The organism is Polynucleobacter sp., assembly GCF_030693775.1.
In the GTDB taxonomy this organism is placed as follows: domain Bacteria; phylum Pseudomonadota; class Gammaproteobacteria; order Burkholderiales; family Burkholderiaceae; genus Polynucleobacter.
In genome coordinates this window covers 351,139-374,101 of sequence record NZ_JAUXZY010000005.1, presented here as the reverse complement: position 1 = coordinate 374,101, position 22,963 = coordinate 351,139, and the positions used below count along the sequence as shown (strand labels likewise).

The window sequence follows — 22,963 nt, the reverse complement described above, 5'->3', positions numbered from 1 at the left end:
CCTAATGGCACTCGGCTCTTCTAACATGCAAAGCACTGCGCAAGCAGGAGGCAAGTTCGGCGATTTACGCCGACGCTTGGTATTCCTAGTACTCGCTTTGATTGTGTTTAGAATCGGCGCGCATATTCCAGTACCTGGTATCGATCCAAATCAGTTGGCTGAATTGTTTTCAGGTCAAAAAGACGGCATCTTGGGAATGTTCAACCTGTTCTCAGGTGGCGCATTGTCCCGCTTCACCGTGTTTGCGCTTGGCATCATGCCTTACATTTCTGCATCGATCATCATGCAGTTAACAACGATCATTGTTCCATCGCTTGAGGCGATGAAAAAAGAAGGCCCTGCTGGCCAACGCAAGATTACGCAATACACTCGCTATGCAACGGTTGTGTTGGCGACCTTTCAAGCCTTGGGTATTTCAGTGGCACTGGAAGCGCAGCCTGGTCTGGTAATTGACCCGGGTTTGGCATTTCAGGTTTATACCGTGATCACCTTAGTTACCGGCACCATGTTCTTAATGTGGCTTGGCGAGCAAATCACAGAGCGCGGTTTAGGTAATGGCATTTCAATCATTATTTTTGCTGGAATTGTGTCTGGTTTACCAAGCGCTATTGGCGGTCTAATGGAGTTGGTCCGTACTGGTTCCATGAGCATCTTAGCTGGATTGTTCATTGTATTAATTGTGATTGCAGTGACCTATTTCGTTGTATTTGTTGAGCGCGGCCAGCGACGTATCTTGGTGAATTATGCAAAGCGCCAGGTTGGCAATAAAGTGTACGGCGGTCAATCATCCCATTTGCCGCTCAAGCTCAATATGGCTGGAGTGATCCCCCCTATTTTTGCCTCGTCGATTATTTTGTTTCCTGCAACGATTGCTGGTTGGTTTACTTCGGGCGAGCCAACCAATATGTTCAGCAGCGTAATTAAAGATTTGGCAGCGACATTGGCCCCAGGTCAGCCGGTATATGTGATTCTGTATGCAACAGCCATTATTTTCTTCTGTTTCTTTTACACCGCTTTGGTATTCAACAGCCGTGACACAGCAGATAACTTAAAGAAGAGCGGCGCCTTTGTTCCAGGCATTCGCCCAGGCGATCAAACAGCCCGTTACATCGACAAGATTTTGGTGCGTTTAACTTTGGGCGGCGCAATTTATATGGTGCTGGTCTGTTTACTGCCCGAGTTCTTGGTCTTGAAGTACAACGTACCGTTCTATTTTGGCGGTACCTCACTCTTGATTATTGTCGTTGTGGCAATGGACTTTATGTCGCAAGTACAGTCGTTTGTAATGCAGCAGCAGTATGGCTCTTTAATGAAGAAGGCCAACTTTAAGATGGGTATTACACAGTAACTATGTCAAAAGATGATGTTATTCAAATGGCTGGTGAAGTAGTTGAGAATTTGCCGAACGCGATGTTTCGCGTAAAGCTGGAAAACGGACATGTTGTATTGGGGCACATTTCTGGAAAGATGCGGATGCACTACATTCGAATCCTTCCAGGAGACAAGGTGACGGTGGAGATGACTCCATACGACCTGACGCGCGCGCGCATTATTTTCCGCGCGAAGTAGTAATTAGCAGTAAATATTTTTGAATAGGTGAGTTATGAAAGTATTGGCATCCGTAAAGGTCATTTGCAGAAATTGCAAGATCATTAAGCGCAAACGCGTTGTGCGTGTGATTTGCTCGTCAGATCCACGTCATAAGCAGCGTCAAGGCTAATTCGGTTAATTAAGAGGAATTCTCATGGCACGTATCGCTGGGGTAAACATCCCAAATCATCAACATACCGTTATCGGTTTAACGGCTATTTTTGGCATTGGAACAACACGGGCACGCAAAATCTGCGCTTCGACTGGTGTTCCGTTTGACCGAAAAGTAAAAGACTTAACCGATAGCGATTTAGAAAAATTGCGCGACGAAGTCGGCAAGCTAACGACAGAAGGTGATCTGCGCCGTGAAGTCACGATGAGCATCAAGCGCTTGATGGACTTGGGTTGCTACCGTGGTGTTCGCCATCGTAAAGGTCTGCCAGTTCGCGGTCAGCGTACCAAGACAAACGCGCGTACCCGTAAGGGCCCACGGAAGTCTGGTATCGCACTTAAGAAATAATCGAGAGAGTTAAACGACATGGCAAAACAGCAAACTAGTTCAAACGCAGCCGCCCAGCGTGCGCGTAAGAAAGTTAAAAAGAACGTAGCAGACGGCATTGCGCACGTACACGCCTCTTTTAACAACACCATTATTACGATTACGGATCGTCAGGGTAATGCGCTTTCATGGGCAACCTCCGGCGGCCAAGGTTTTAAAGGCTCACGTAAGTCAACTCCATTTGCTGCTCAGGTAGCCGCTGAAGTTGCGGGTAAAGCTGCAATCGAATGTGGCATTAAGAATTTAGAAGTTCAAATTAAGGGCCCTGGCCCAGGTCGTGAATCTGCTGTTCGTGCCTTGAATTCCTTGGGAATCAAGATTACGGAGATTCAGGACGTAACGCCTGTCCCGCACAATGGTTGCCGCCCTCCAAAGCGTCGCCGCATTTAAGTTTTGCAGTACGTAGTACCCGTTTAGTTATTTTTTATTAAAGCCCACTGTTCATCTGATGTAAAGGGTGGACTCACCGCCGGTCGAAAGACTGCGGCAAAGAAAGGAAAGCATCGTGGCACGTTACTTAGGCCCTAAGGCCAAACTATCCCGTCGGGAAGGTACCGACTTATTTCTGAAGAGCGCACGCCGTGCTCTGTCGGATAAATGCAAACTAGATACCAAGCCAGGTCAACATGGACGCACATCAGGCTCCAGGACTTCGGATTACGGCAATCAGTTGCGCGAGAAGCAAAAAGTAAAACGCATGTACGGCATTTTAGAGCGTCAGTTCCGCCGTTATTTTGCTGAAGCAGAGCGTCGCAAAGGTAATACCGGCGCAACCTTGCTGCAGCTTTTGGAGTCCCGTTTAGATAACGTCGTGTATCGCATGGGTTTTGGTTCCACACGTGCTGAAGCGCGTCAGTTGGTATCGCATTGCGCCGTCATGCTCAATGGCAGTGCAGTAAATATTCCATCGATTCAGGTAAAGCCTGGGGATGTCATTGCGATCCGTGAAAAAGCAAAAAAACAAACTCGTATTCAAGAATCACTCAATTTAGTACAGCAAACAAACGCAGTTAACTGGGTTACGGTTGATGCGGCAAAGCTAGAGGGAACATTTAAACAAGTGCCAGACCGCGATGAAATTAGCGGTGAAATTAATGAAAGTTTGATCGTCGAATTGTATTCGCGCTAATTAGGCACTTTAAGGAAGAAAATATGCAAACAAATTTGCTCAAGCCAAAAATTATTTCTGTTGAAGCAATTACAGCAAATCAAGCAAAAGTTGTCATGGAGCCCTTTGAGCGGGGCTATGGCCACACTTTAGGTAACGCCTTACGCCGTGTATTGCTGTCATCCATGGTGGGTTTTGCTCCAACTGAAGTTGCAATTGCTGGCGTTGTTCATGAGTATTCCACTCTGGATGGCGTACAAGAAGACGTAGTTAATTTATTGTTGAATTTAAAGGGCGTTGTATTCAAGCTCCAGTCACGCGACGAGGTGACAATTAATTTGCGCAAAGAAGGTCCTGGCGTTGTTACAGCCAAGGATATTGATTTGCCACACGATGTCGAGATTATTAACCCAGATCACGTGATTGCGCATTTGTCCGCAGGCGGCAAGCTGGATATGCAGATCAAGGTTGAAAAAGGCCGTGGATACGTTCCAGGCAACATGCGTCAGTACCACGATGAAGCGACCAAGTTAATCGGACGCATTGTGCTTGATGCATCGTTTAGCCCAGTTTCACGCGTAAGCTATGCAGTAGAGTCGGCTCGCGTTGAGCAACGTACCGACTTAGATCGTTTGGTCATGACCATTGAAACCAATGGCGTGTTATCGCCAGAAGAATCAATTCGTCAAGCCGCTAGCATCTTGGTTGATCAGCTGGTTGTCTTTGCTGCGCTGGAAAGCAGCGAAGTCATGGGTGATTTGGCTCCAAGCCGTTCATCGACCGTTGATCCAATGCTGATGCGTCCAGTGGATGATCTTGAGTTGACAGTACGCTCGGCCAATTGCTTGAAGGCTGAGAATATTTATTACATTGGTGATTTGATCCAACGTACCGAAAATGAATTGTTAAAGACGCCTAACTTGGGTCGCAAATCCTTGAATGAAATTAAGGATGTTTTGGCGGCTCGTGGCTTGAGTCTTGGCATGAAACTTGAGAGCTGGCCACCCGCTAGCCTCGAGAAATAATTAGAAAGGAAGCACCATGCGTCACGGAAACGGCTTACGCAAACTCAACAGAACTTCATCCCATCGTTTGGCGATGTTGCGCAATATGTCTAATTCGCTTTTAGAGCATGAAGTGATTAAAACCACTTTGCCAAAAGCAAAAGAATTGCGCATGGTTGTTGAGCCTTTAATTACCTTAGGCAAAAAAGACAATTTGGCAAATCGCCGCTTGGCTTTTAACCGCACACGCGATCGCGATATCGTTACCAAGCTCTTCACCGAACTCGGCCCACGTTATGCAACACGCCCAGGCGGTTACTTGCGCATTTTGAAGTTTGGCTTTCGCCATGGCGACAATGCGCCAATGGCCTTGGTTGAGCTGATGGATCGCCCAGAAGTCGAAGAGACTGCAGTCGAAGCTGACGCAGCCTAAGTCTTTGGGGTATAGTCAAAAGCCAGGCTTCGGTCTGGCTTTTTGCTTTTTTAATGACCCCACTGTATGAATCACACAGTGAACAATGGATTCTTGCAATGACTGAATTGCTCTTGGTGATGACAAGCCTTCCAGACCAGAATGCCGCCAAGGCATTGGCAAAGCGCTTAGTTGATAGTCATTTAGCGGCCTGCGTACAACTACAGCCCGGCGTGCAATCCATTTACCGCTGGGAAGGCCGCATCTGCGAGGAGCAAGAGGTGGTGCTGGTGGCAAAAACCACTGCTCAGCAGTGGTCTACGATTTCATCCTTTATCAAGCAGAATCACCCCTACGACGTTCCTGAAATTATTGCTCAGCCAATTACCCATAGCCATACAGACTATGCTCGTTGGGTTATTGCAGAGACAACAATTGCGCCTAATTAGATGATGCTCTTTCAAGCCCATTCCCGAATCAATGCATGGCTATTAGCTGCCATTGCGATCGCAGCTAGCTTTCTATTGTTGCTGCCGGCCAGCGCTCAGAAAGCCTTTTTACATCCCGATAAAGCCTTTCCGGTAACCGTCAGCTGGCTTGAAAACAAGACGCAACTGCAAATTAATTTTTTAACGGCAAAGGGATACTACCTCTACCAAGAGGCCTTCCAGTTTCGGCTGATACAGGGTGATGGTGTCAGCCAAACTTTGACGGCAACATTACCCAAAGCCGAAGTGAAGTTTGATGAGACCTTTCAGAAAAACATGCCGATTTATCGGTACCCCATCGACATTGTGTTGACTCTGCCGGGCGGGGCTGCATTGGCAGAAAAAGGCCAGGGCATTCAGATTGAAGTCGATTTACAAGGCTGTGCCGATGGCGGAATTTGCTACCCACCCACCACCTTGAAATTCAATATCGCTGCGCCGGGCGTGCAGGTTATGCCCATGCCAGATGAAGCACTCCAGAGTGCTAGCAGCGCCACGAGCAATCAACAAGCAAGTGTTGCTGATCGTTTTATGGGTTTGTGGCAGCAGCGCGATGATGTGAATGCCATTAGTAGATTTTTAGAAGAAACGCCCACCACTTATTTATTCATTGCTTTCTTTGTGCTTGGCCTGGCATTAGCATTTACGCCCTGTGTATTGCCAATGCTACCTATTTTGTCGAGCATTGTTTTCGGTACGCAAGGCAGTAAACCCATTAAAAAGACCCGCGCAGCCGTGCTTGCGGCAGCATATATTTTGGGGATGGCCCTTATGTATGCGCTGGCTGGAGTATTGATGGCGGCATTGGGCAGCGGCGCACAACAAGCGCTGCAAAACCCCATCGTGTTAATTGCCTTTGCGATATTGCTTTTGGTGCTTGCTGGAAGTCTATTTGGTTTTTACGGGCTGAGCCTCCCCCAGTCTTGGCATGGTCACATTGATCGGATTGCTGGCCGTCAAAAAGGCGGAAGTATCGCGGGTGCTTTTATTCTGGGCGGTATATCCACCTTGGTAGCCAGTCCATGTATCACCGCGCCGCTTGCCGGCGTGCTCGGCTTTATAGCGCATACCGGATCGATGAGTTTGGGTGGCAGTTTGCTATTTGTAATGGCGCTTGGTATGGGGCTGCCACTCTTTTTCATTGCTGTAGAGGCGCGCATGCTGATACCAACGACAGGCAAATGGATGATTGGTCTTCAGCGCATACTGGGCATCATGCTGATCGTGCTGGCTGCGTGGATTGTGTCGCCGATTCTGCTTGGCAATACCAATTCATCAAGTGGTAATGGTGGTGGATTGGCACGCTCTGAGAAGCAGCTTGGTGAATTGAAGTTTAAGGTGATTGGATCGATCGAAGCATTGCAACCCTTCTTTGAAGAAGCTAAGCGCACAGGGAAACCATTGCTGCTCGACTTTTATGCCGACTGGTGTATTAGCTGTAAAGAAATGGAAATCAAGACCTTTGCCAATCCAGCCGTTGCCAAAAAGATGCAGGAATTTATTTTGGTACAGGCTGACGTCACCAGCAACACTGCGGAGCATCAGGCTTTGTTAAAGCGCTATGGTTTATTTGGTCCGCCCGGCATTCTGATGTTTAATGCTGCGGGTGAGGAGCAGAACAATCAGCGCGTAGTTGGCTTTATGCCGCCAGATCGCTTCTTACTGCGTCTAAACGCAGCAGCACCTTAAGCAAACAAGACTCGTTTACGACTTTGCTTTTAGAAAGCGGGCAGCCTCGAGTGCAAAGTACGTCAATACCCCATCCGCACCGGCGCGTTTAAATGCCATCAGCGATTCCATCATCACTGCATCGTGATCAAGCCAGCCGTTTTGCGCCGCTGCTTTTAGCATGGCATATTCGCCACTCACTTGGTAGGCAAAGGTGGGGTATGCAAACGTATCTTTGGCTCTGCGAACAATGTCCAGGTAGGGCATGCCGGGCTTAACCATCACCATATCAGCGCCTTCACTGATATCAAGGGCGAGCTCACGTAATGCTTCATCGCTATTTGCGACATCCATTTGATAAGTTTTCTTATCGGCTTTGCCGAGGTTTTGCGCCGAACCCACTGCATCCCGAAATGGACCATAAAACGCCGATGCATATTTGGCTGAGTAGGCCATGATGCGGGTGTGAATCAAGTTTTGCTTTTCAAGTGCAGCACGAATGGCGCCAATGCGACCATCCATCATGTCTGAGGGTGCCACAATATCAACGCCAGCAGCAGCATGCATGACGGCTTGCTTTACGAGGATGGCGGTAGTTTCATCATTCAGAATCCGGCTGGCATCATCCAAGACACCATCTTGACCATGGCTGGTGTAGGGGTCCAGCGCAACATCGGTCATGATGCCCAGAGTAGGGAAGTGTTTTTTTAGCTCGCGTACCGCAGTTGGAACCAGTCCGTTGGGGTTAAACGCCTCTTGCCCATCGGGGGTTTTAAGTTGACTACTGATGACTGGAAACAGGGCAAGTACTGGGATGCCCAAAGTCACGCATTCTTGTGCAACGGGTAAGAGTAAATCGAGCGACACCCGATTAACGCCGGGCATGGACTTGACCGCTTCGGTTTGATTGTTGCCTTCCAGTAAAAACACCGGGTAAATCAAATCACTGCAAGACAGGGTATTTTCTTGAATCAAGCGACGCGACCAATCATCGCGACGCATCCGGCGGGGTCTATGGGCGGGAAACTGGAATAGTGAGCTCATGGGGTATATCGGTAGTTAAAGGTGCGGTAATGGATTCAGCTTCAGGAAACAGCCAACTTAGAATCAGTTTATCGGCTTCTTCCAGCCCAATTCGCTTTGTACTCGAAAATAGCTGCGCTGTTAATCGGGAAGATACCTTAGCGCCGTCACCCAAGTCCGGATCGTACTGCTGCAATTGCTTGGTCACCGCCTCAAGGGCATGACGGCATTCACTTTTGTTCAATTTGTCGCACTTGCTCAGCAAAATATGAATCGGCTTGCCGGTCGGCACAAACCACTGGATCATTTGCTCATCCAGATCCGTAATCCCCCGCCTAGCGTCGACAATCTGGATCAGGCCAACCAGAGGGTTACGTTGCTGCAAATAGTCGCTTAGAAGGCCGTTCCAGTGGTATTTGGTTTCTCGGTTGACGGCAGCGTATCCATAACCCGGCAGGTCCACCAAGTAAGCCAATAGGTCCTCTTTGGCAAAAACCCCGAAATAATTGATGTGCTGGGTCCGCCCAGGGGTTTTACTGGCAAAAGCCAACCTTTTTTGATTGCAAAGGACGTTAATGGCTGTGGATTTGCCCGCATTCGACCGGCCAGCAAAGGCGACCTCACGCAGCCCCAGCTCAGGTAGGCAGTGGATGTCGTTTACGGTGGTGGCGAAACGCGCTTGAAAGAGTTTAGACATGTGTGCAAGCTATTGTAAAATCACGGAAAATAGTGGAAGAAATGGTGGGCGTCGGTAAATTGGCGTTATCCATGCACTCTTAGGAATTTTTGTTAAGGTAAACATAATGCGTCAATCTGTTCAAATCTCCAAATTAAACGGCTTTCGGTCTGGTTTTATGGCCCTTTTGGCAGCTGCCAGCCTTGGTTTTAGCGCTCACAGTGTTGCTGCGGACCCTGCTGCTAAACCGGCCAAACCCGATGCAGCGATTGGAGAGAAGTTGTATACCAACGGCGACCCACAGCGGGGCGTAATTGGCTGCGCAAGTTGCCACGGTGCCGAAGGCAAGAGTGCTGCCGGTGCATGGCCTAAGCTAGCTGGCCAGCACAGTGCTTACACCATCAAGCAGCTTAAAAACTACAAAGACGGCACACGTGCAAATGCCATCATGGCGGGTATGTCCGCTGCCTTAACAGAACAAGATATGGCCAATATTGCTGCGTATCTCAGTAAGCAAACGGTTTCCTTGGGTGTTGCCCAAAATAAAGAGACCATTGGATTGGGTAAGCAAATTTATGCAGGCGGTATTGCAGAAAAAGGCATCCCAGCTTGTGCCGCATGCCATAGTCCCAACGGTGCTGGTATCCCATCGCAATATCCTCTCCTCAGCGGACAGTGGGCGGATTATTCCGTTGCACAACTCGGTTACTTCCGCGATGGCACTCGTAAAAATAATGCAGCAATGACCGCCATTGCTGCGAAGCTATCGGATGTTGAAATGAAGGCAGTTTCAGATTACATGGCTGGTTTACGCTAAACCTGCTTACTGCATTAAATGCAAACCCCGCATGCTGTGCGGGGTTTTTTGTTTTAAGGCAGAGTCCGTTCGCCCGCAAAAAGATCGCTGACATTTTCGCGATCACGAATCACATAGGCTTTGTCGCCATCCACCATGATCTCAGCGGGGCGGGGGCGAGTGTTGTAGTTTGAGGACATCACAAAGCCGTACGCTCCAGCAGATAGGATGGCTAAATAATCGCCTTCCGCAATCGCAAGCGCACGATCACGGCCAAGCCAATCGCCGGACTCACAAACCGGTCCCACCACATCATAGGTCTGATGCGAAAGTTCTTTTGCTTGAATCGGCACAATCGCGTGATACGCCTCATAGAGTGCGGGGCGCATTAACTCAGTCATTGCCGCATCCACAATACAAAAATTCTTTTCAGCGCCGGGTTTTAGATACTCCACACGCGTGAGTAAAACACCGGCATTACCAACCAGTGATCTACCCGGCTCAAGCACTACATCCAGGTGCGCAAAGCCGCGCTTAGCAACGTGATTTAGCAGGGCGTTAGTAAATTCAGTAATATCGGGTGGCGTTTCGGCTCCGTAAGAGATACCAAGGCCGCCTCCTAAATCGAGGTGGTGAATCACGATCCCCTCTTTTTTGAGGTGGACCACCAAGTCCAATACTTTATCAACGGCATCCAAGTAAGGCGCGATGCTAGTGATTTGCGAGCCAATGTGGCAATCAATGCCCACGACGTCGATGTGCGATAAGAGCGCTGCCTCGCGATAGGTTTTCAGAACCTCGTGGTAAGCGATACCAAACTTATTATCTTTGAGTCCAGTAGAAATATACGGGTGTGTTTGTGCATCGACATCGGGATTGACGCGCAAGGAAATGGGCGCGCGGCAACCCTGCTGTGAAGCGATGCGATTGATTTGATGCAACTCCGGAATCGACTCCACATTGATGCATTTAACGCCGGCATTTAATGCTGCTGCAATTTCAGCAGCAGATTTGCCTACTCCAGCAAAGACAAGACTCGAAGGCTCGGCACCAATGGCTAAGGCGCGGGCCAGTTCGCCGCCGCTGACTAGATCAAAGCCAGCCCCTAATCTTCTTAAGCAATCCAAAACCGCTAAATTGCTATTGGCTTTCATTGCAAAGTGGATGCGGGCACGCCGCTTCCCGGCTGCATCTACGCAAGCACGATCGTAAGCCTGATACGCCTCTGTGATTGCACGTTTACTGTAAATGTAAAGGGGCGTTCCGTATTGCTCCGCCAGGCTTGCTAAGGAAACGCCCTCGGCATACCACTGGCCGCCACGCTCTGAAAAGCCGGCTAAATGGGGTAGGGGATTAGATTGGGAGTCGGCGGTCATTGCTTTGGTGGGTTGGCGCTGGCTGGACTACTAGGCGGGTATAAAACGCCCTTAGGCTCAGCTTGAGTTGGGGGGGTGGGAGCGGGTGGTACCGTAGGTAAATACAGTGGACCTCTAACCCCGCATCCCGTGAGGGATATTAGAAGTCCAATGCCCAGCGCTCTGATTAGATTGGCTATCATGGTTATCTTTATTACGAATGATTGAATATAGCATGCAGCAGCCTGATACCAAGCCTAGCAATTCAGCGGTGGAAGCAATTGATGACTCGCAATTTCATCAGTTGGGTGCGCACCTACTGCAGTCGATCGAATTGGCATTAGAGGCCGCCGATGATCGCCTCGACCTTGATCTGGATGTGTCGCGCCAGGGGGGCAACGTCATTACCATCCAGTTTCGTGATCGCAGTGTGATTGTGGTTAACACCCAGCCACCCCTTCATGAAATCTGGGTAGCCGCAAAGTGTGGCGGCTTTCATTACCGCTGGGCGGGTAGCATGAGCAAGCCGCTATGGCTTGATACCAAAACCGGCCGTGAGTTACTCAGCGATTTATCGGAGTTTGCTAGTGCACAAGCAGGCCAGCCGCTAACCATCGGTCTCAAATAAGTACAGCTTCGTTTTGTTACGCTGCGCCAGTAGCAAGGAGCGTTTCAATAACAGTAGTGTCCGGCACTTGCTGAATGCGCGCAGCGCCAATCGACCCTAATGTGATGTAGCGAATTTTTCCTGCTTCTGTCTTTTTATCAACCTGCATTAATTCCATAAAGCGCTGACTACCTAGCTTTGGTGGTGCGATGGGTAAATGCATGGATGCAATGATGCGCTTAAGGCGCTCCGCATCCATTTTGTTAATTTGGCCTAAGCGGGCACTGAGATCAGCTGCCATCACCATCCCGCAGCCTACCGCCTCACCATGCAACCATTCACCATACCCAAGTCCCGATTCAATCGCATGACCGAAGGTATGACCAAAATTTAAAGTGGCCCTAATTCCTCCTTCACGCTCATCAGCAGAAACAACCGCAGACTTAATTTCGCATGAGCGTAACACAGCGTGGGCCATGGCATCGGTATCGCATGCAAGCAGTGCACCAGCATTAGCTTCGATCCAATCTAAGAAATCAGCATCGGCAATCGCACCATGTTTAATGACCTCAGCCAGACCAGCAGAGAGCTCGCGGGGCGGCAATGTGCGCAGTGTATTTAAGTCGGCAATCACGGCCACTGGCTGGTGAAAGGCGCCAATCATATTTTTCCCAAGCGGATGATTAATGCCAGTTTTGCCGCCAACCGACGAGTCAACTTGAGCTAGTAGGGTGGTAGGCACTTGTATAAAGCGAATGCCACGCATGAAGCTAGCAGCGCCAAAGCCTGCCATATCGCCCACCACGCCGCCGCCCAGTGCCACGATCATGCTTTGACGATCAGCGCCATGTGCCAGCAGTTCATCAAAAATGAGTTGCAAGTGCTGCCAGTCTTTATATGACTCGCCATCTGGCAACTCCAGCAAGCGAACGGTTTTACCCAGTTGGCTTAGGGTGTTCATTAGCGTTTTCGCATACAGCGGCGCAACGGTTGTATTGCTCACAATGAAAACGGTGGTGCTGGATTTGAGGTGGGGCTCAAATAAGGCTGCTTGCTCAAGTAAATTAGTGCCAATGTAGATGGGATAACTACGGCTAGCTAAGTCGACGTGTAATGTTTTCATGGGGAGAGTTCGAGTTGCATCAGTAATGTATGGACCAGCTGATTCACGCTGGGCTTGCCAGTTTCAATTACATGGTCTGCGATCTCGCGGTAGAGCGGATCACGTACCCGGTATAAATTCTCTAGGGTTTGCCGCGCATCCCCGGTTTGTAAAAGAGGACGACCTTCGCCGCCCTTGGTGCGGTGCCAAAGTTCTGTTGGTCCTGCGTGTAAATAAATCACAGTGCCTCGGCTACTGAGTAAGGCTCGATTTTCTGGAAGAATGACGGCGCCACCACCGGTAGCAAGAACAATAGACTCTTCCGCCACTGCTTCCTTAATGGCTTGCGCTTCGCGCTTACGAAAGCCGGCCTCACCCTCCATTTCAAAAATGACGGGGATTTTCACGCCACAGCGCTCTTCGATCAATGCATCGGCATCAATAAATCGACGGTCTAATTTGCGAGCCAATAATTTACCCACCGTGGATTTACCGGCGCCCATCAGGCCAACAAGATAAATGTTTTTTGTTAAGGAATTCACCCCACGATTTTATTAGGGTTTGCCGAGTATGGTGGGGGTTATGAAGACCAATAGCTCGGTTTTATCGCGCAAGGTGGATTTATGTTGAAAAAAGTGCCCAATTAGGGGGATGTCCCCTAATAAAGGGACTTTGACTATATCCTCGCGCTCCGTGGTTTGGTAGATGCCACCAATAATCACGGTTCCACCATTTTCAACCGTGACTTCCGAACTCAGATTTTTTGTGTCAATGGCATATCCTTGTTCGGTTTTCATGCCGACCGTATCTTTGTTGATGGAAACGAGCATGGAAATCTTTTCGTCAGGATGAATTTTGGGAACAACTTCAAGGCGTAAATTGGCCTTACGGAACTGCAATTTACTGCCCGTTTGACTCGATGTTTGATAAGGAATTTCGGTGCCTTGTTCAATCGTAGCCTTTACCTGATCAGCCGTCATGATGCGGGGATTGGACAAAATCTTTCCCTGGCCATCGCTTTCCAATGCGGACAGCTCCATCTGCAGTAGTCGTGTCGCTCCTTTAGATAAGAGGGTTGCTGCCATAGTACTGGGATCAAAACCAGTCAGCCCCGAAGCGCCCAGGTCCAGATTGCTGATGAGATTATTATCGGCATTGCCACGAATGCCCTTGGCCTGCAATCCCAGCTTGGCGCCCAAGTTGCGTGCAAAACGGTGATCCGCCTCCACAATGCGCGCCTCAATCAAAATTTGCTTTGGGCTGTTGAGGTGGTCACCCCCAAAAGGCAATGCGGCATCTTCTCTGCGGTGCTTTTGAAAACTCAGAATTTCAGCATGGGGAGCAATCCAGTAAATATCGCCTTGCCGAATGATGCCTAAACCCCTGCTCGCCAAAATGGAGTGTAAGGCGGTGTGCCAGGCTGTATTTTTAAGGTTGACTGACATACGCCCTTGAATTGACTCACTAAGCAAAAAGTTGGTGTCACCAAGGCGCGCTAATTCGTGCAAAAGCCCGCTGACCTCAATGTTGGCAAAGTGTAGGCTGATGGCATTTTGCTGAACCGAAGGTATTGCAACTGTTGCCTGGCTACTGGGAGCCGCATGCGCCCCATTCAATGGGTTAACTGCAATGACTAGAAATAAAAGGAGGCAATACAGCAATCCCATGCATTACTCCTTGCTGACTGAAATGGCAACAGACTTGCCATCATTGGACGTCAGTGTTGCCAGCTCACGCGTAACCAAGGAAAGGCGCCACCCCTCTAATGCAGGGCTATTGAGTGCAATGTGTTGTATGCCCTCCCCTGTATGAAAAAGACCGCTGATGCCCGAGCTGGAATCGCTCATACCCAAGTAGCGCCACCGCTTAAGAGACTGTTCGGCGGGGCTAATTTTTGGCGCCGGTGCAGGGGCGCTACCAGTCCGTTTTGTGCTGGCATTTTGCAATGCCATGCTGGCTAGTGATTCCAATTCGGATAACAGGGCATCCTGATTGTCTTCAAGCTGGTCCTTCAGGCTGAGAACAAGCGTCTTGACTTCATCAGCGCTTTGGCCAGCCTCATCAGCCGCAAGTGGCTGCAAACTGTGTGCCGAGCGCAATTCAAACAGCCAATAGCTATTGAGTAATGTGCTAGCTACGATGCAGGCGATCATTGCAAGCCAAATCGGCCTTTCCTGTAAGAGCGTGCTGAACGGGAGATTTTTTACCCCGGGACCAGATACTGCCTGTATGGGATCACCCTTGCGGTTTTTATGTTGCGGAAATTGCTCTTCAAGGCGATTCGCATCCGCCTCATAGGAATGGCGATTCATGGTCTGGTTCTCGGGTATGGAAGACTTTCTGCGGGCTGGATGACTGATAGCTGGGTCATCTCCTAATTCACTCAAAATGGCATCAAAAGAGTTAGGGGAAATGGATCGCTTCGGCACGCCATGATTTTTCCTGATTGCACACGTAAGTACTATCGGTAAAAGGCGGCTCTTGTGTCGGCTAAATCTGATTTACGCGGAGATAAGCGGCCGACATATAATCCCCTTATGGCGATCTCCCCTAAAGACAAGCCACCAGTCAAGCCATCGCTCAAGCGATCGCCTGACGGTCGGTCTTACCGTCCGCACCCAGATAATGTGTCGCTATCGAGCACCATTGGCGGGCCGCTGATTAAGGCCTTGTTGGTCTTTGCGTTGGCGGGTGGGGTGATGGTAACCATGCTGATTGCCTACGCATTCATTATCGCGATTCCGAATTTGCCGCCGATATCGGCCTTGGTCGACTACAAGCCGAAAGAGCCGCTGCGTGTTTTTACAGCCGACAAAGTATTGATTGGCGAGTTTGGTGAAGAGCGCCGCACGGTAGTTCCTTTGTCCGAGATTCCCCTGCAGATGCGAAATGCCGTATTGGCAATTGAAGATGATCGCTTTTATTCCCATGGCGGCGTCGATTATTTAGGGGTGTTACGGGCAAGCTTGGCGAATTTACGTGGCCGCCTTTCTCAGGGGGCGTCGACGATTACCATGCAGGTGGCTCGCAACTTCTTTTTAGGTAATGAAAAAACATTTAGCCGAAAAATTTATGAAGTCTTGCTCGCCTGGGAAATTGAATCCAAGTTATCGAAAGATAAGATTCTAGAAATCTATATGAACCAGATTTTTTTAGGTCAGCGAGCATACGGATTTTCAAGCGCAGCGCAAATTTACTTTGGTAAAGACCTGAAAAGTTTGACCATTGCAGAATCTGCGATGTTGGCTGGCTTACCTAAGGCGCCATCAGCCTATAACCCCGTTAGTAATTTCCGACGCGCCAAGATTCGTCAAGAATACATATTGCAGCGCATGCGCGATTTGAATTACATCACGCCGGAGCAATATCAGGTGGCAATGGCAGAGCAGTTGCGGGTGCGCGGTCTTGGTAATGAGTTTGCAACACGAGCTGACTTTGCTGCAGAGATGGTGCGTCAACTATTGTTTAGTCAATATGGTGAAGCCATTTATTCACAAGGCTTGAGCGTTTACACCACCTTGATTAAGGCTGACCAGGATGCGGCTTATGCGGCCGTGCGCCGCGGCATATTTGACTATGACTTACGGCATGCCTACCGCGGCCCAGAAGGTTTTATTGATTTGCCCGAAGATGAGGTGAAGCGGCAGCGCGCAATTGACGTAGCCTTGCTTGATTACCCTCCACTGGATGAACTGCAATCGGGCGTTGTGCTGCAAGTAAAGCCTAAAGAGTTGCAGGTCATGATTGCAACGGGCGATGTGATCTCTATTAAAGGGGATGGCTTAAAGTTGGCATCAGCATCTCTAACGGATAATTCACAACCTAAAAAACGCTTACGTCCCGGCGCGGTGGTTCGCCTTCTTTCCGACAGCGGCATCTGGAAGTTAGCCCAGCTGCCTCAAGTGGAGGCGGCATTTGTTGCTTTGGATCCCGAAAATGGCGCGATTCTCTCCTTGGTTGGCGGATTTGATTTTCGTCGCAATCAATTCAATCACGTTACCCAGGCGCAGCGTCAACCTGGCTCCGCCTTTAAGCCATTCATCTACGCTGCCGCAGTTGAAAAAGGGTTTAACCCCAGCACTTCAGTCAATGATGCGCCTTTATCCATTGGTAGCTTAGAGACTGGCAGCCAGGCATGGGAGCCAAAAAATTACGATGGTAAGTTTGATGGGTATATGCCGCTAAGAACAGCACTCGCCAAGTCTAAAAATTTAGTGTCGGTGCGAGTGATCCGAAAAATCGGTCCATCGTATGCACAAGACTTCATTCAGCGTTTTGGATTTGAGCCGGAAAAGCATCCACCCTATCTAACAATGGCTTTAGGTGCCGGATCGGTTACGCCGCTACAAATGGCAACTGCCTATAGCGTGTTTGCCAATGGCGGATACCGCGTGGATCCTTACCTAATTAGTAAGATGATTGATTCAAAGGGCGACGTTCTCTTTGAGGCTCAGCCAGTACGTGCCAGCGTCGACGCAACTCGAGTGCTCGATGCGCGCACGGCCTTTGTGATGGACAGTATGTTGCAAGAAGTAACGAAGACCGGAACAGCAGCCAGCACGAGAGGTAAGTTAGGCCGTGCTGATTTGGCTGGCAAGACGGGAACAACGAATGACTCGCACGATGCATGGTTTGCAGGTTACAACCCGGATGTAGTTGCAGTAGCGTGGATTGGTTTTGATCGGCCGCGCAGTCTTGGCGACCGGGAAACGGGTGGTGGCTTAGCACTGCCGGTATGGACCTCATTTATGGCAACTGCACTCAAGGGCAAGCCTGAACAAGTCAGACTGGTTCCCGCTGGCGTCGTGCAGTCGGGAGGAGATTGGTTTATTCCTGACTTTGCTCCGCCGGGTGGTTTGAGTACGGTTAACTAGGAGGCTGGCGTAATGGCTCGCCAGGCGCGCATTGTTATTCCGGGTCAGGCAATGCATGTCTTGGTTCGTGGAAACAATCGCGAGATCCTTTTTCATGAGCCGGTTGATTGCACCATGTACCTCGATTGGCTGCGTACTGCAGCCGCGCAATTTTCGGTAGCGGTTCATGCATATTCACTCATGCCCAATCATGTGCATTTACTCCTTAGCCCAAAAGAGCCACAGTCTCTATCAAAACTAATGCAATCCTTAGGGCGGCGCTATGCGCAATTCTTTAATCAAAAGCATGGGCGTACCGGAACCATTTGGGAGGGCCGTTATCGCTCTTCTATCATTGACCCCGACTACCTTCTTCGCTGCCAGCGTTACATCGAGCTTAATCCCGTGCGTAGCGGACTTGAGTCCCGACCCGCCGACTATCCTTGGACAAGTTACGCCAGCCACATCGGCGGCAAGGCCGAGGCATGGCTACAAGACCACCCACGGTTTTGGGGGCTCGGAAATACCCCATTTGAGCGTCAAATGGCTTGGGCAGACTTTGTCAAAGAGGGCGCCCCCCACTGGGAGGACCGCGCAATTACCGAAGCCGTGCTGCGGTCAAAGCCATGGGTTAGCCCAGACTATGCAAAAACCCTCTTTAAGGGGGATCTAGAGGCAATCCAGATTCGCGCACGTGGACGACCGGTAAAACAGCAGCCTCCCAAAATACATCTTAGTTAAACAGCCAGAACCTCGCCGAAAGAGCGGCGATGAGCCCTCACGATTCGACTCTGTCCCCATTAAAATAATTACTCGGGTAGGCCTGCCTATATAAATGGGACAGAGTCAATTAAAAAGATTGCACTTAAAGGGGTATTCCCCTATATTTGATCTCCCACGCGCCTTAGCGCCTTTTTTGCGCCGTTATCGAGACACATTATGAATAGCAAAATTTCCCAAATTAATTTAGATACTCAGCTAGTAGAGGCTGAAACAATCCGCCCAATCGCACAGGGTTTATACGATCCAGCAAATGAGCACGATGCATGTGGCGTAGGCTTTGTCGCCCACATCAAAGGAAAAAAATCCCACGCGATTGTGTCGCAAGGTTTACAGATCTTAGAAAACTTAGATCACCGCGGCGCTGTTGGTGCTGATCCGCTGATGGGCGATGGTGCTGGAATTTTGATTCAGGTACCCGATCTCTTATATCGCGAGGAAATGGCCAAGCAAGGCATAACACTTCCCCCATTCGGTGAGTACGGTGTGGGCATGATCTTTTTGCCAAAAGAAAGCGCATCGCGTTTGGCATGTGAGCAAGAGCTAGAGCGGACTGTTCGCTTGGAAGGTCAAGTTGTACTCGGATGGCGTGATGTACCGATTGATGCGAAATTACCAATGTCACCAACGGTACAAAAGACAGAGCCATTCATTCGCCAAATTTTTATTGGGCGTGGTCGCGACATCATGACAACTGATGCCCTAGAGCGTAAGTTATATGTCATCCGCAAAACAGCGAGTCACGCCATTCAAGATTTGCACTTAAAGCACGGCAAAGAATATTTCGTTGCATCGATGTCGGCACGCACCATTGTGTACAAAGGGCTGCTGCTGGCGAATCAAGTAGGCGCTTATTACTTAGATTTACAAGACCAGCGCTGCGTTTCTGCTTTAGCTTTAGTACACCAGCGTTTTTCAACCAACACCTTCCCGGCATGGGAATTGGCCCACCCTTATCGCATGATTGCGCACAACGGCGAAATCAATACCGTTAAAGGAAACGTCAACTGGGTCAATGCACGTACTGGCGCAATTAGTTCGCCGGTATTGGGCGATGATCTACAAAAATTATGGCCGTTAATTTATCCAGGTCAATCGGACACGGCTTGCTTTGACAACTGCCTAGAGCTATTGGTCATGGCAGGATATCCCTTGGCACAAGCCATGATGATGATGATTCCAGAGGCATGGGAGCAGCACACCCTAATGGATGAGAACCGCCGAGCGTTTTATGAATACCATGCGGCAATGATGGAGCCATGGGATGGTCCTGCCGCCATGGCCTTTACCGACGGCCGTCAAATTGGCGCGACGCTCGATCGAAATGGCCTGCGCCCAGCGCGCTATTACGTCACTGATGATGACCTCGTGATCATGGGCTCAGAAGCAGGTGTTTTGCCGGTACCTGAAAATAAGATCGTACAAAAGTGGCGCTTGCAACCCGGCAAGATGTTCATGATTGATATGGAGCAAGGCCGCATCATTGATGACGTCGAGCTCAAAAATGCGGTATCGAAAGCCAAGCCATACAAGAGCTGGATTGATGCCGTACGCGTTAAATTGGATGAAGTTGATTTATCGAAAAAAGACAGTGTCGATGAACAGGTTCACATACGACCCGCTGCGAAGCTATTGGATCGCCAGCAAGCATTTGGTTACAGCCAAGAGGACCTCAAGTATTTAATGGCACCAATGGCCTTAGCAGGCGAGGAGGCAATTGGTTCAATGGGTAACGACAGCCCCTTGGCTGTTTTGTCAAATAAAGACAAATCCCTTTACAACTACTTTAAGCAACTCTTTGCTCAGGTTACCAATCCCCCAATCGATCCGATTCGGGAAAACATGGTGATGTCCTTGGTCTCGTTTGTCGGACCAAAGCCTAATTTATTGGATACCAATAACATCAATCCCCCAATGCGGCTAGAAGTAAGTCAGCCCATTTTGGATTTTGAAGAGATGGCGAAGATTCGCCACATTGAGCACTACACCAATGGCAAGTTCCGCACCTACGAATTGGATATCTGCTATCCAGTCGCTTGGGGCAAAGAAGGTATTGAGGCGCGCTTGGCGTCCTTATGTGCAGAAGCTGCCGATGCAGTTAGTCTTGGCTTCAATATTGTGCTGATCAGTGATCGCCAGGTGGATGAGAAGCACGTTGCTATTCCAGCGCTCTTAGCGACTTCTGCGATTCACCAGCATTTGGTTGCCAAAGGCTTGCGTACTAGCGTTGGTTTGGTTGTAGAGACCGGTAGCGCGCGCGAGACCCATCACTTTGCATTGTTAGCAGGTTATGGCGCAGAAGCCATTCACCCCTTCTTGGCAATGGAGACTTTGGCGGAAATGGCAAAAGGTTTGCCTGGCGACTTATCGCCCGAAAAAGCCATCAAGAATTACGTCAAAGCGGTTGGCAAAGGTTTGCAAAAAGTGATGTCCAAAATGGGCATCTCAACCTATATGTCCTATACCGGCTCACAAATTTTTGAGGCGATTGGACTCAATCAGGAAGTCATTCAGCAGTATTTCAAAAATACGCCATCGAATGTGGGTGGTATTGGTGTGTTTGAAATTGCCGAAGAGGCATTGCACATGCATCAGCAAGCCTTTGGAAACGATCCAGTGCTCAGCAATATGCTCGAAGCAGGTGGTGAGTATGCCTATCGTGTTCGCGGTGAAAACCACATGTGGACGCCAGACACGATTGCAAAGCTGCAGCATGCAACGCGCACGGGCTCTGACAAGGGTTATCAGACATATAAAGAGTACGCCAACATCATCAACGATCAAAGCAAGCGTCAGATGACCTTGCGCGGCTTATTTGAATTTAAGGTGGATCCCACAAAAGCCATTCCGCTCGATGAAGTAGAGTCTGCTAAAGAGATCGTCAAACGCTTTGCCACGGGCGCGATGTCCCTAGGCTCCATCTCAACCGAGGCCCATGCAACCTTAGCGATCGCCATGAACCGCATTGGTGGCAAATCCAATACGGGCGAGGGCGGTGAAGATCCGAATCGCTACAAGAACGAACTCAAAGGAATTCCAATTCGCAAGGGCGAAAGTCTTGCCAGCATTCTAGGTAGTGATGTGGTGGAAGCCAATATTCCATTGGAAGATGGCGATTCTTTGCGCTCAAAAATCAAGCAAGTGGCATCAGGTCGCTTTGGTGTAACCACCGAATACCTGCGTTCGGCTGATCAGCTGCAAATCAAAATGGCACAAGGTGCAAAGCCAGGTGAGGGCGGTCAGTTGCCTGGTAGCAAAGTATCCGATTACATTGGTAAGTTGCGTTTCTCGGTGCCAGGCGTAGGTTTGATTTCTCCGCCTCCACACCACGATATTTATTCGATTGAAGACATTGCGCAGCTGATTCACGATCTCAAGAACGTCAATCCTGCCGCCGATGTATCGGTCAAGCTTGTTTCCGAAGTAGGTGTTGGCACAGTTGCTGCGGGTGTTGCGAAAGCCAAAGCCGATCACGTGGTGATTGCGGGCCATGATGGCGGTACCGGCGCATCCCCCCTGTCATCGATTAAGCATGCGGGCTCCCCATGGGAGCTTGGCCTTGCCGAAACCCAGCAAACCTTGGTACTCAATCGTTTACGTAGCCGTATTCGGGTGCAGGCCGATGGTCAAATGAAAACCGGTCGTGACGTGGTGATTGGCGCCTTACTTGGTGCGGACGAATTTGGTTTTGCTACTGCACCATTAGTAGTCGAAGGTTGCATCATGATGCGCAAGTGCCATTTGAATACCTGCCCAGTTGGTGTTGCTACGCAAGATCCAGAGCTGCGTAAAAAGTTTGCGGGTAAGCCAGAGCACGTGGTTAATTTCTTCTTCTTTGTTGCCGAAGAAGCACGCGAAATCATGGCCCAATTAGGCATACGCAAGTTTGATGATTTGATTGGCCGGGTTGATTTGCTCGATACCCGCAAGGGCATTGATAACTGGAAAACCCATGGACTGGACTTCAGTAAGATTTTTGCAGTCCCTGCAGTGCCAGCCGATGTGCCGCGCTATCAAGTGCTCACGCAAGACCATGGTCTCGGCACTGCTCTTGACCATATTCTGATTGAAAAGAGCGAGCCTGCATTAGAGCGCGGTGAGAAAGTGTCCTTCATTGTTCCCGTGAAGAACGTGAACCGCACCGTAGGCGCAATGCTGTCCGGTGAAATCGCTCAGCGTTATGGCCATGCTGGTTTGCCAGACGATACGATTCATATTCAGTTAAACGGTACAGCTGGTCAAAGTTTCGCAGCATTCTTGGCGCATGGCGTTACCTTGGATTTGGTTGGTGATGCCAATGATTATGTCGGTAAGGGCTTATCCGGTGGACGTGTCATCGTGCGCGCGCCACATGAGTTCCGTGGCGATACAGCCAAGAACATCATTGTTGGTAATACCGTCTTGTACGGCGCGATTGGCGGTGAAGCCTTCTTTAATGGCGTAGCTGGTGAGCGTTTTGCAGTTCGTAATTCGGGTGCAACGGCTGTAGTTGAAGGTACGGGCGATCACGGTTGTGAATACATGACGGGTGGTACGGTGGTCGTTCTAGGTGAAACCGGCCGCAACTTTGCAGCCGGTATGAGCGGTGGTATCGCTTATGTTTACGACGAAGATGGCTTGTTTGCAAAGCGTTGCAATACCAGCATGGCTACTTTAGAAAAAGTGTTGCCCCACGCAGAGCAGGTTGCGAGCATTCCTGAATCCCAATGGCATGCACCAATCGATGTGAAGGATGGTGGTCAGCGTCTCAGCGACGAGCACATTTTGAAAGCCTTAATTGAGCGCCATTTCCGGCATACCGGATCTGAGCGTGCGAAGGCCTTGCTTGCCGACTGGGATCGGGCGCGTGCTCGCTTTATTAAAGTTCACCCCACTGAATACAAACGGGCATTGGGTGAGCTTTGGGAAAAAGCGCAAAAAAATGCAAAAGCGATTGCTTAAG

The 22,963-nt window shown here is 49.6% G+C and carries 23 protein-coding genes; 15 read left to right on the top strand and 8 right to left on the bottom strand.

Going from position 1 to position 22,963, the window contains the following annotated elements:
• Positions 1–4: 4 nt before the first annotated feature.
• From secY to dsbD, 10 genes are all read left to right on the top strand, one after another.
• Positions 5–1,348 (top strand): preprotein translocase subunit SecY, encoded by a 1,344-nt coding sequence (gene secY, locus Q8M75_RS09955; protein WP_305489050.1) that lies wholly within the window; start codon positions 5–7, stop codon positions 1,346–1,348.
• 2 nt (positions 1,349–1,350) lie between these two features.
• Positions 1,351–1,569 carry a translation initiation factor IF-1 gene (gene infA / locus Q8M75_RS09950; RefSeq protein WP_068320132.1) on the top strand — a complete coding sequence of 73 codons (219 nt, stop codon included), beginning with the start codon at positions 1,351–1,353 and terminating at the stop codon, positions 1,567–1,569.
• Between the two features lie 34 nt (positions 1,570–1,603).
• Positions 1,604–1,720: a 50S ribosomal protein L36 gene (gene rpmJ / locus Q8M75_RS09945; protein ID WP_108468257.1), complete on the top strand. Its 117-nt coding sequence runs from the start codon at positions 1,604–1,606 to the stop codon at positions 1,718–1,720.
• 24 nt (positions 1,721–1,744) lie between these two features.
• Entirely contained in the window at positions 1,745–2,110 is a 366-nt protein-coding gene (gene rpsM / locus Q8M75_RS09940; RefSeq protein ID WP_305489031.1) for a 30S ribosomal protein S13, read from the top strand.
• Positions 2,111–2,128: 18 nt separating this feature from the next.
• On the top strand, positions 2,129–2,539 hold the full coding sequence (gene rpsK / locus Q8M75_RS09935) for a 30S ribosomal protein S11 (RefSeq protein ID WP_108468259.1): 411 nt from the start codon (positions 2,129–2,131) through the stop codon (positions 2,537–2,539).
• A gap of 115 nt (positions 2,540–2,654) precedes the next feature.
• A complete protein-coding gene (gene rpsD, locus Q8M75_RS09930; RefSeq protein ID WP_305489027.1) occupies positions 2,655–3,278 on the top strand; it encodes a 30S ribosomal protein S4 in 624 nt (207 codons plus the stop codon).
• 23 nt (positions 3,279–3,301) lie between these two features.
• Positions 3,302–4,282, top strand: coding sequence for a DNA-directed RNA polymerase subunit alpha (gene rpoA / locus Q8M75_RS09925; protein WP_108468260.1), 981 nt, complete (start codon positions 3,302–3,304; stop codon positions 4,280–4,282).
• Between the two features lie 16 nt (positions 4,283–4,298).
• Positions 4,299–4,694, top strand: coding sequence for a 50S ribosomal protein L17 (gene rplQ / locus Q8M75_RS09920; protein ID WP_305489024.1), 396 nt, complete (start codon positions 4,299–4,301; stop codon positions 4,692–4,694).
• 98 nt (positions 4,695–4,792) lie between these two features.
• Entirely contained in the window at positions 4,793–5,122 is a 330-nt protein-coding gene (gene cutA, locus Q8M75_RS09915) for a divalent-cation tolerance protein CutA (protein ID WP_305489023.1), read from the top strand.
• Positions 5,123–6,850, top strand: coding sequence for a protein-disulfide reductase DsbD (dsbD, locus tag Q8M75_RS09910; RefSeq protein WP_305489020.1), 1,728 nt, complete (start codon positions 5,123–5,125; stop codon positions 6,848–6,850). It abuts the gene before it with no gap.
• Positions 6,851–6,865: 15 nt separating this feature from the next.
• Here dsbD and hemB read toward each other — a convergent pair whose 3' ends face one another.
• Entirely contained in the window at positions 6,866–7,873 is a 1,008-nt protein-coding gene (gene hemB / locus Q8M75_RS09905) for a porphobilinogen synthase (protein WP_305489018.1), read from the bottom strand.
• On the bottom strand, positions 7,842–8,549 hold the full coding sequence (gene yihA / locus Q8M75_RS09900) for a ribosome biogenesis GTP-binding protein YihA/YsxC (protein ID WP_305489015.1): 708 nt from the start codon (positions 8,547–8,549) through the stop codon (positions 7,842–7,844). Before yihA ends, hemB begins: the two co-directional genes overlap by 32 nt.
• Before the next feature lie 106 nt (positions 8,550–8,655).
• Here yihA and Q8M75_RS09895 point away from each other — a divergent pair, with 106 nt between their 5' ends.
• The gene (locus tag Q8M75_RS09895) at positions 8,656–9,345 is read left to right on the top strand and encodes a cytochrome c (protein WP_305489012.1); all 690 of its coding nucleotides are present in this window, start codon (positions 8,656–8,658) and stop codon (positions 9,343–9,345) included.
• 53 nt (positions 9,346–9,398) lie between these two features.
• Here the strand turns inward: Q8M75_RS09895 and lysA are convergent, their stop codons facing one another.
• Positions 9,399–10,700, bottom strand: coding sequence for a diaminopimelate decarboxylase (lysA, locus tag Q8M75_RS09890; RefSeq protein WP_305489009.1), 1,302 nt, complete (start codon positions 10,698–10,700; stop codon positions 9,399–9,401).
• Entirely contained in the window at positions 10,697–10,882 is a 186-nt protein-coding gene (locus tag Q8M75_RS09885; RefSeq protein WP_305489007.1) for a lipoprotein, read from the bottom strand. Before Q8M75_RS09885 ends, lysA begins: the two co-directional genes overlap by 4 nt.
• A 32-nt stretch (positions 10,883–10,914) precedes the next feature.
• On the opposite strand from Q8M75_RS09885, the gene cyaY reads away from it, so the two are divergent.
• Positions 10,915–11,307: an iron donor protein CyaY gene (cyaY, locus tag Q8M75_RS09880; protein WP_305489004.1), complete on the top strand. Its 393-nt coding sequence runs from the start codon at positions 10,915–10,917 to the stop codon at positions 11,305–11,307.
• Between the two features lie 16 nt (positions 11,308–11,323).
• On the opposite strand, the gene aroB is transcribed toward cyaY, so the two are convergent.
• Genes aroB through Q8M75_RS09860 form a run of 4 tightly spaced genes read right to left on the bottom strand, consistent with a single transcriptional unit; the run spans position 11,324 to position 14,775 of the window.
• Positions 11,324–12,409, bottom strand: a complete 1,086-nt coding sequence (gene aroB / locus Q8M75_RS09875; protein ID WP_305489001.1) for a 3-dehydroquinate synthase — start codon at positions 12,407–12,409, stop codon at positions 11,324–11,326.
• Complete coding sequence (locus Q8M75_RS09870) at positions 12,406–12,891, bottom strand: shikimate kinase (RefSeq protein WP_305489128.1); 486 nt, start codon at positions 12,889–12,891, stop codon at positions 12,406–12,408. The genes aroB and Q8M75_RS09870 overlap by 4 nt, the downstream gene beginning before the upstream one ends.
• A gap of 51 nt (positions 12,892–12,942) precedes the next feature.
• Positions 12,943–14,055 (bottom strand): type II and III secretion system protein, encoded by a 1,113-nt coding sequence (locus Q8M75_RS09865; RefSeq protein ID WP_305488998.1) that lies wholly within the window; start codon positions 14,053–14,055, stop codon positions 12,943–12,945.
• Between the two features lie 3 nt (positions 14,056–14,058).
• Positions 14,059–14,775, bottom strand: a complete 717-nt coding sequence (locus Q8M75_RS09860; RefSeq protein ID WP_305488995.1) for a hypothetical protein — start codon at positions 14,773–14,775, stop codon at positions 14,059–14,061.
• A gap of 150 nt (positions 14,776–14,925) precedes the next feature.
• Between Q8M75_RS09860 and Q8M75_RS09855 the strand changes: the two genes are divergently transcribed.
• The 3 genes from Q8M75_RS09855 (at position 14,926) to Q8M75_RS09845 (ending at position 22,962) form a co-directional block, all read left to right on the top strand.
• A complete protein-coding gene (locus Q8M75_RS09855; RefSeq protein WP_305488992.1) occupies positions 14,926–17,262 on the top strand; it encodes a penicillin-binding protein 1A in 2,337 nt (778 codons plus the stop codon).
• 12 nt (positions 17,263–17,274) lie between these two features.
• The gene (locus Q8M75_RS09850; protein ID WP_305488989.1) at positions 17,275–17,982 is read left to right on the top strand and encodes a transposase; all 708 of its coding nucleotides are present in this window, start codon (positions 17,275–17,277) and stop codon (positions 17,980–17,982) included.
• Between the two features lie 198 nt (positions 17,983–18,180).
• Entirely contained in the window at positions 18,181–22,962 is a 4,782-nt protein-coding gene (locus tag Q8M75_RS09845; protein WP_305488987.1) for a glutamate synthase-related protein, read from the top strand.
• The last annotated feature ends 1 nt before the right edge of the window (position 22,963 follow it).

Excerpts from the sequence above, each read along its gene's own strand:
- Q8M75_RS09855 (WP_305488992.1), top strand. The coding sequence starts at position 14,926 with ATGGCGATCTCCCCTAAAGACAAGCCACCAGTCAAGCCATCGCTCAAG.
- rpsM (WP_305489031.1), top strand. The coding sequence starts at position 1,745 with ATGGCACGTATCGCTGGGGTAAACATCCCAAATCATCAACATACCGTT.
- cutA (WP_305489023.1), top strand. The coding sequence starts at position 4,793 with ATGACTGAATTGCTCTTGGTGATGACAAGCCTTCCAGACCAGAATGCC.
- aroB (WP_305489001.1), bottom strand. The coding sequence starts at position 12,409 with ATGAAAACATTACACGTCGACTTAGCTAGCCGTAGTTATCCCATCTAC.
- dsbD (WP_305489020.1), top strand. The coding sequence starts at position 5,123 with ATGATGCTCTTTCAAGCCCATTCCCGAATCAATGCATGGCTATTAGCT.
- Q8M75_RS09885 (WP_305489007.1), bottom strand. The coding sequence starts at position 10,882 with ATGATAGCCAATCTAATCAGAGCGCTGGGCATTGGACTTCTAATATCC.
- lysA (WP_305489009.1), bottom strand. The coding sequence starts at position 10,700 with ATGACCGCCGACTCCCAATCTAATCCCCTACCCCATTTAGCCGGCTTT.
- rplQ (WP_305489024.1), top strand. The coding sequence starts at position 4,299 with ATGCGTCACGGAAACGGCTTACGCAAACTCAACAGAACTTCATCCCAT.
- yihA (WP_305489015.1), bottom strand. The coding sequence starts at position 8,549 with ATGTCTAAACTCTTTCAAGCGCGTTTCGCCACCACCGTAAACGACATC.
- rpoA (WP_108468260.1), top strand. The coding sequence starts at position 3,302 with ATGCAAACAAATTTGCTCAAGCCAAAAATTATTTCTGTTGAAGCAATT.
- cyaY (WP_305489004.1), top strand. The coding sequence starts at position 10,915 with ATGCAGCAGCCTGATACCAAGCCTAGCAATTCAGCGGTGGAAGCAATT.
- Q8M75_RS09850 (WP_305488989.1), top strand. The coding sequence starts at position 17,275 with ATGGCTCGCCAGGCGCGCATTGTTATTCCGGGTCAGGCAATGCATGTC.
- Q8M75_RS09845 (WP_305488987.1), top strand. The coding sequence starts at position 18,181 with ATGAATAGCAAAATTTCCCAAATTAATTTAGATACTCAGCTAGTAGAG.
- Q8M75_RS09865 (WP_305488998.1), bottom strand. The coding sequence starts at position 14,055 with ATGGGATTGCTGTATTGCCTCCTTTTATTTCTAGTCATTGCAGTTAAC.
- secY (WP_305489050.1), top strand. The coding sequence starts at position 5 with ATGGCACTCGGCTCTTCTAACATGCAAAGCACTGCGCAAGCAGGAGGC.
- rpsK (WP_108468259.1), top strand. The coding sequence starts at position 2,129 with ATGGCAAAACAGCAAACTAGTTCAAACGCAGCCGCCCAGCGTGCGCGT.
- Q8M75_RS09870 (WP_305489128.1), bottom strand. The coding sequence starts at position 12,891 with ATGGGCGCCGGTAAATCCACGGTGGGTAAATTATTGGCTCGCAAATTA.
- Q8M75_RS09895 (WP_305489012.1), top strand. The coding sequence starts at position 8,656 with ATGCGTCAATCTGTTCAAATCTCCAAATTAAACGGCTTTCGGTCTGGT.
- infA (WP_068320132.1), top strand. The coding sequence starts at position 1,351 with ATGTCAAAAGATGATGTTATTCAAATGGCTGGTGAAGTAGTTGAGAAT.
- hemB (WP_305489018.1), bottom strand. The coding sequence starts at position 7,873 with ATGAGCTCACTATTCCAGTTTCCCGCCCATAGACCCCGCCGGATGCGT.
- rpmJ (WP_108468257.1), top strand. The coding sequence starts at position 1,604 with ATGAAAGTATTGGCATCCGTAAAGGTCATTTGCAGAAATTGCAAGATC.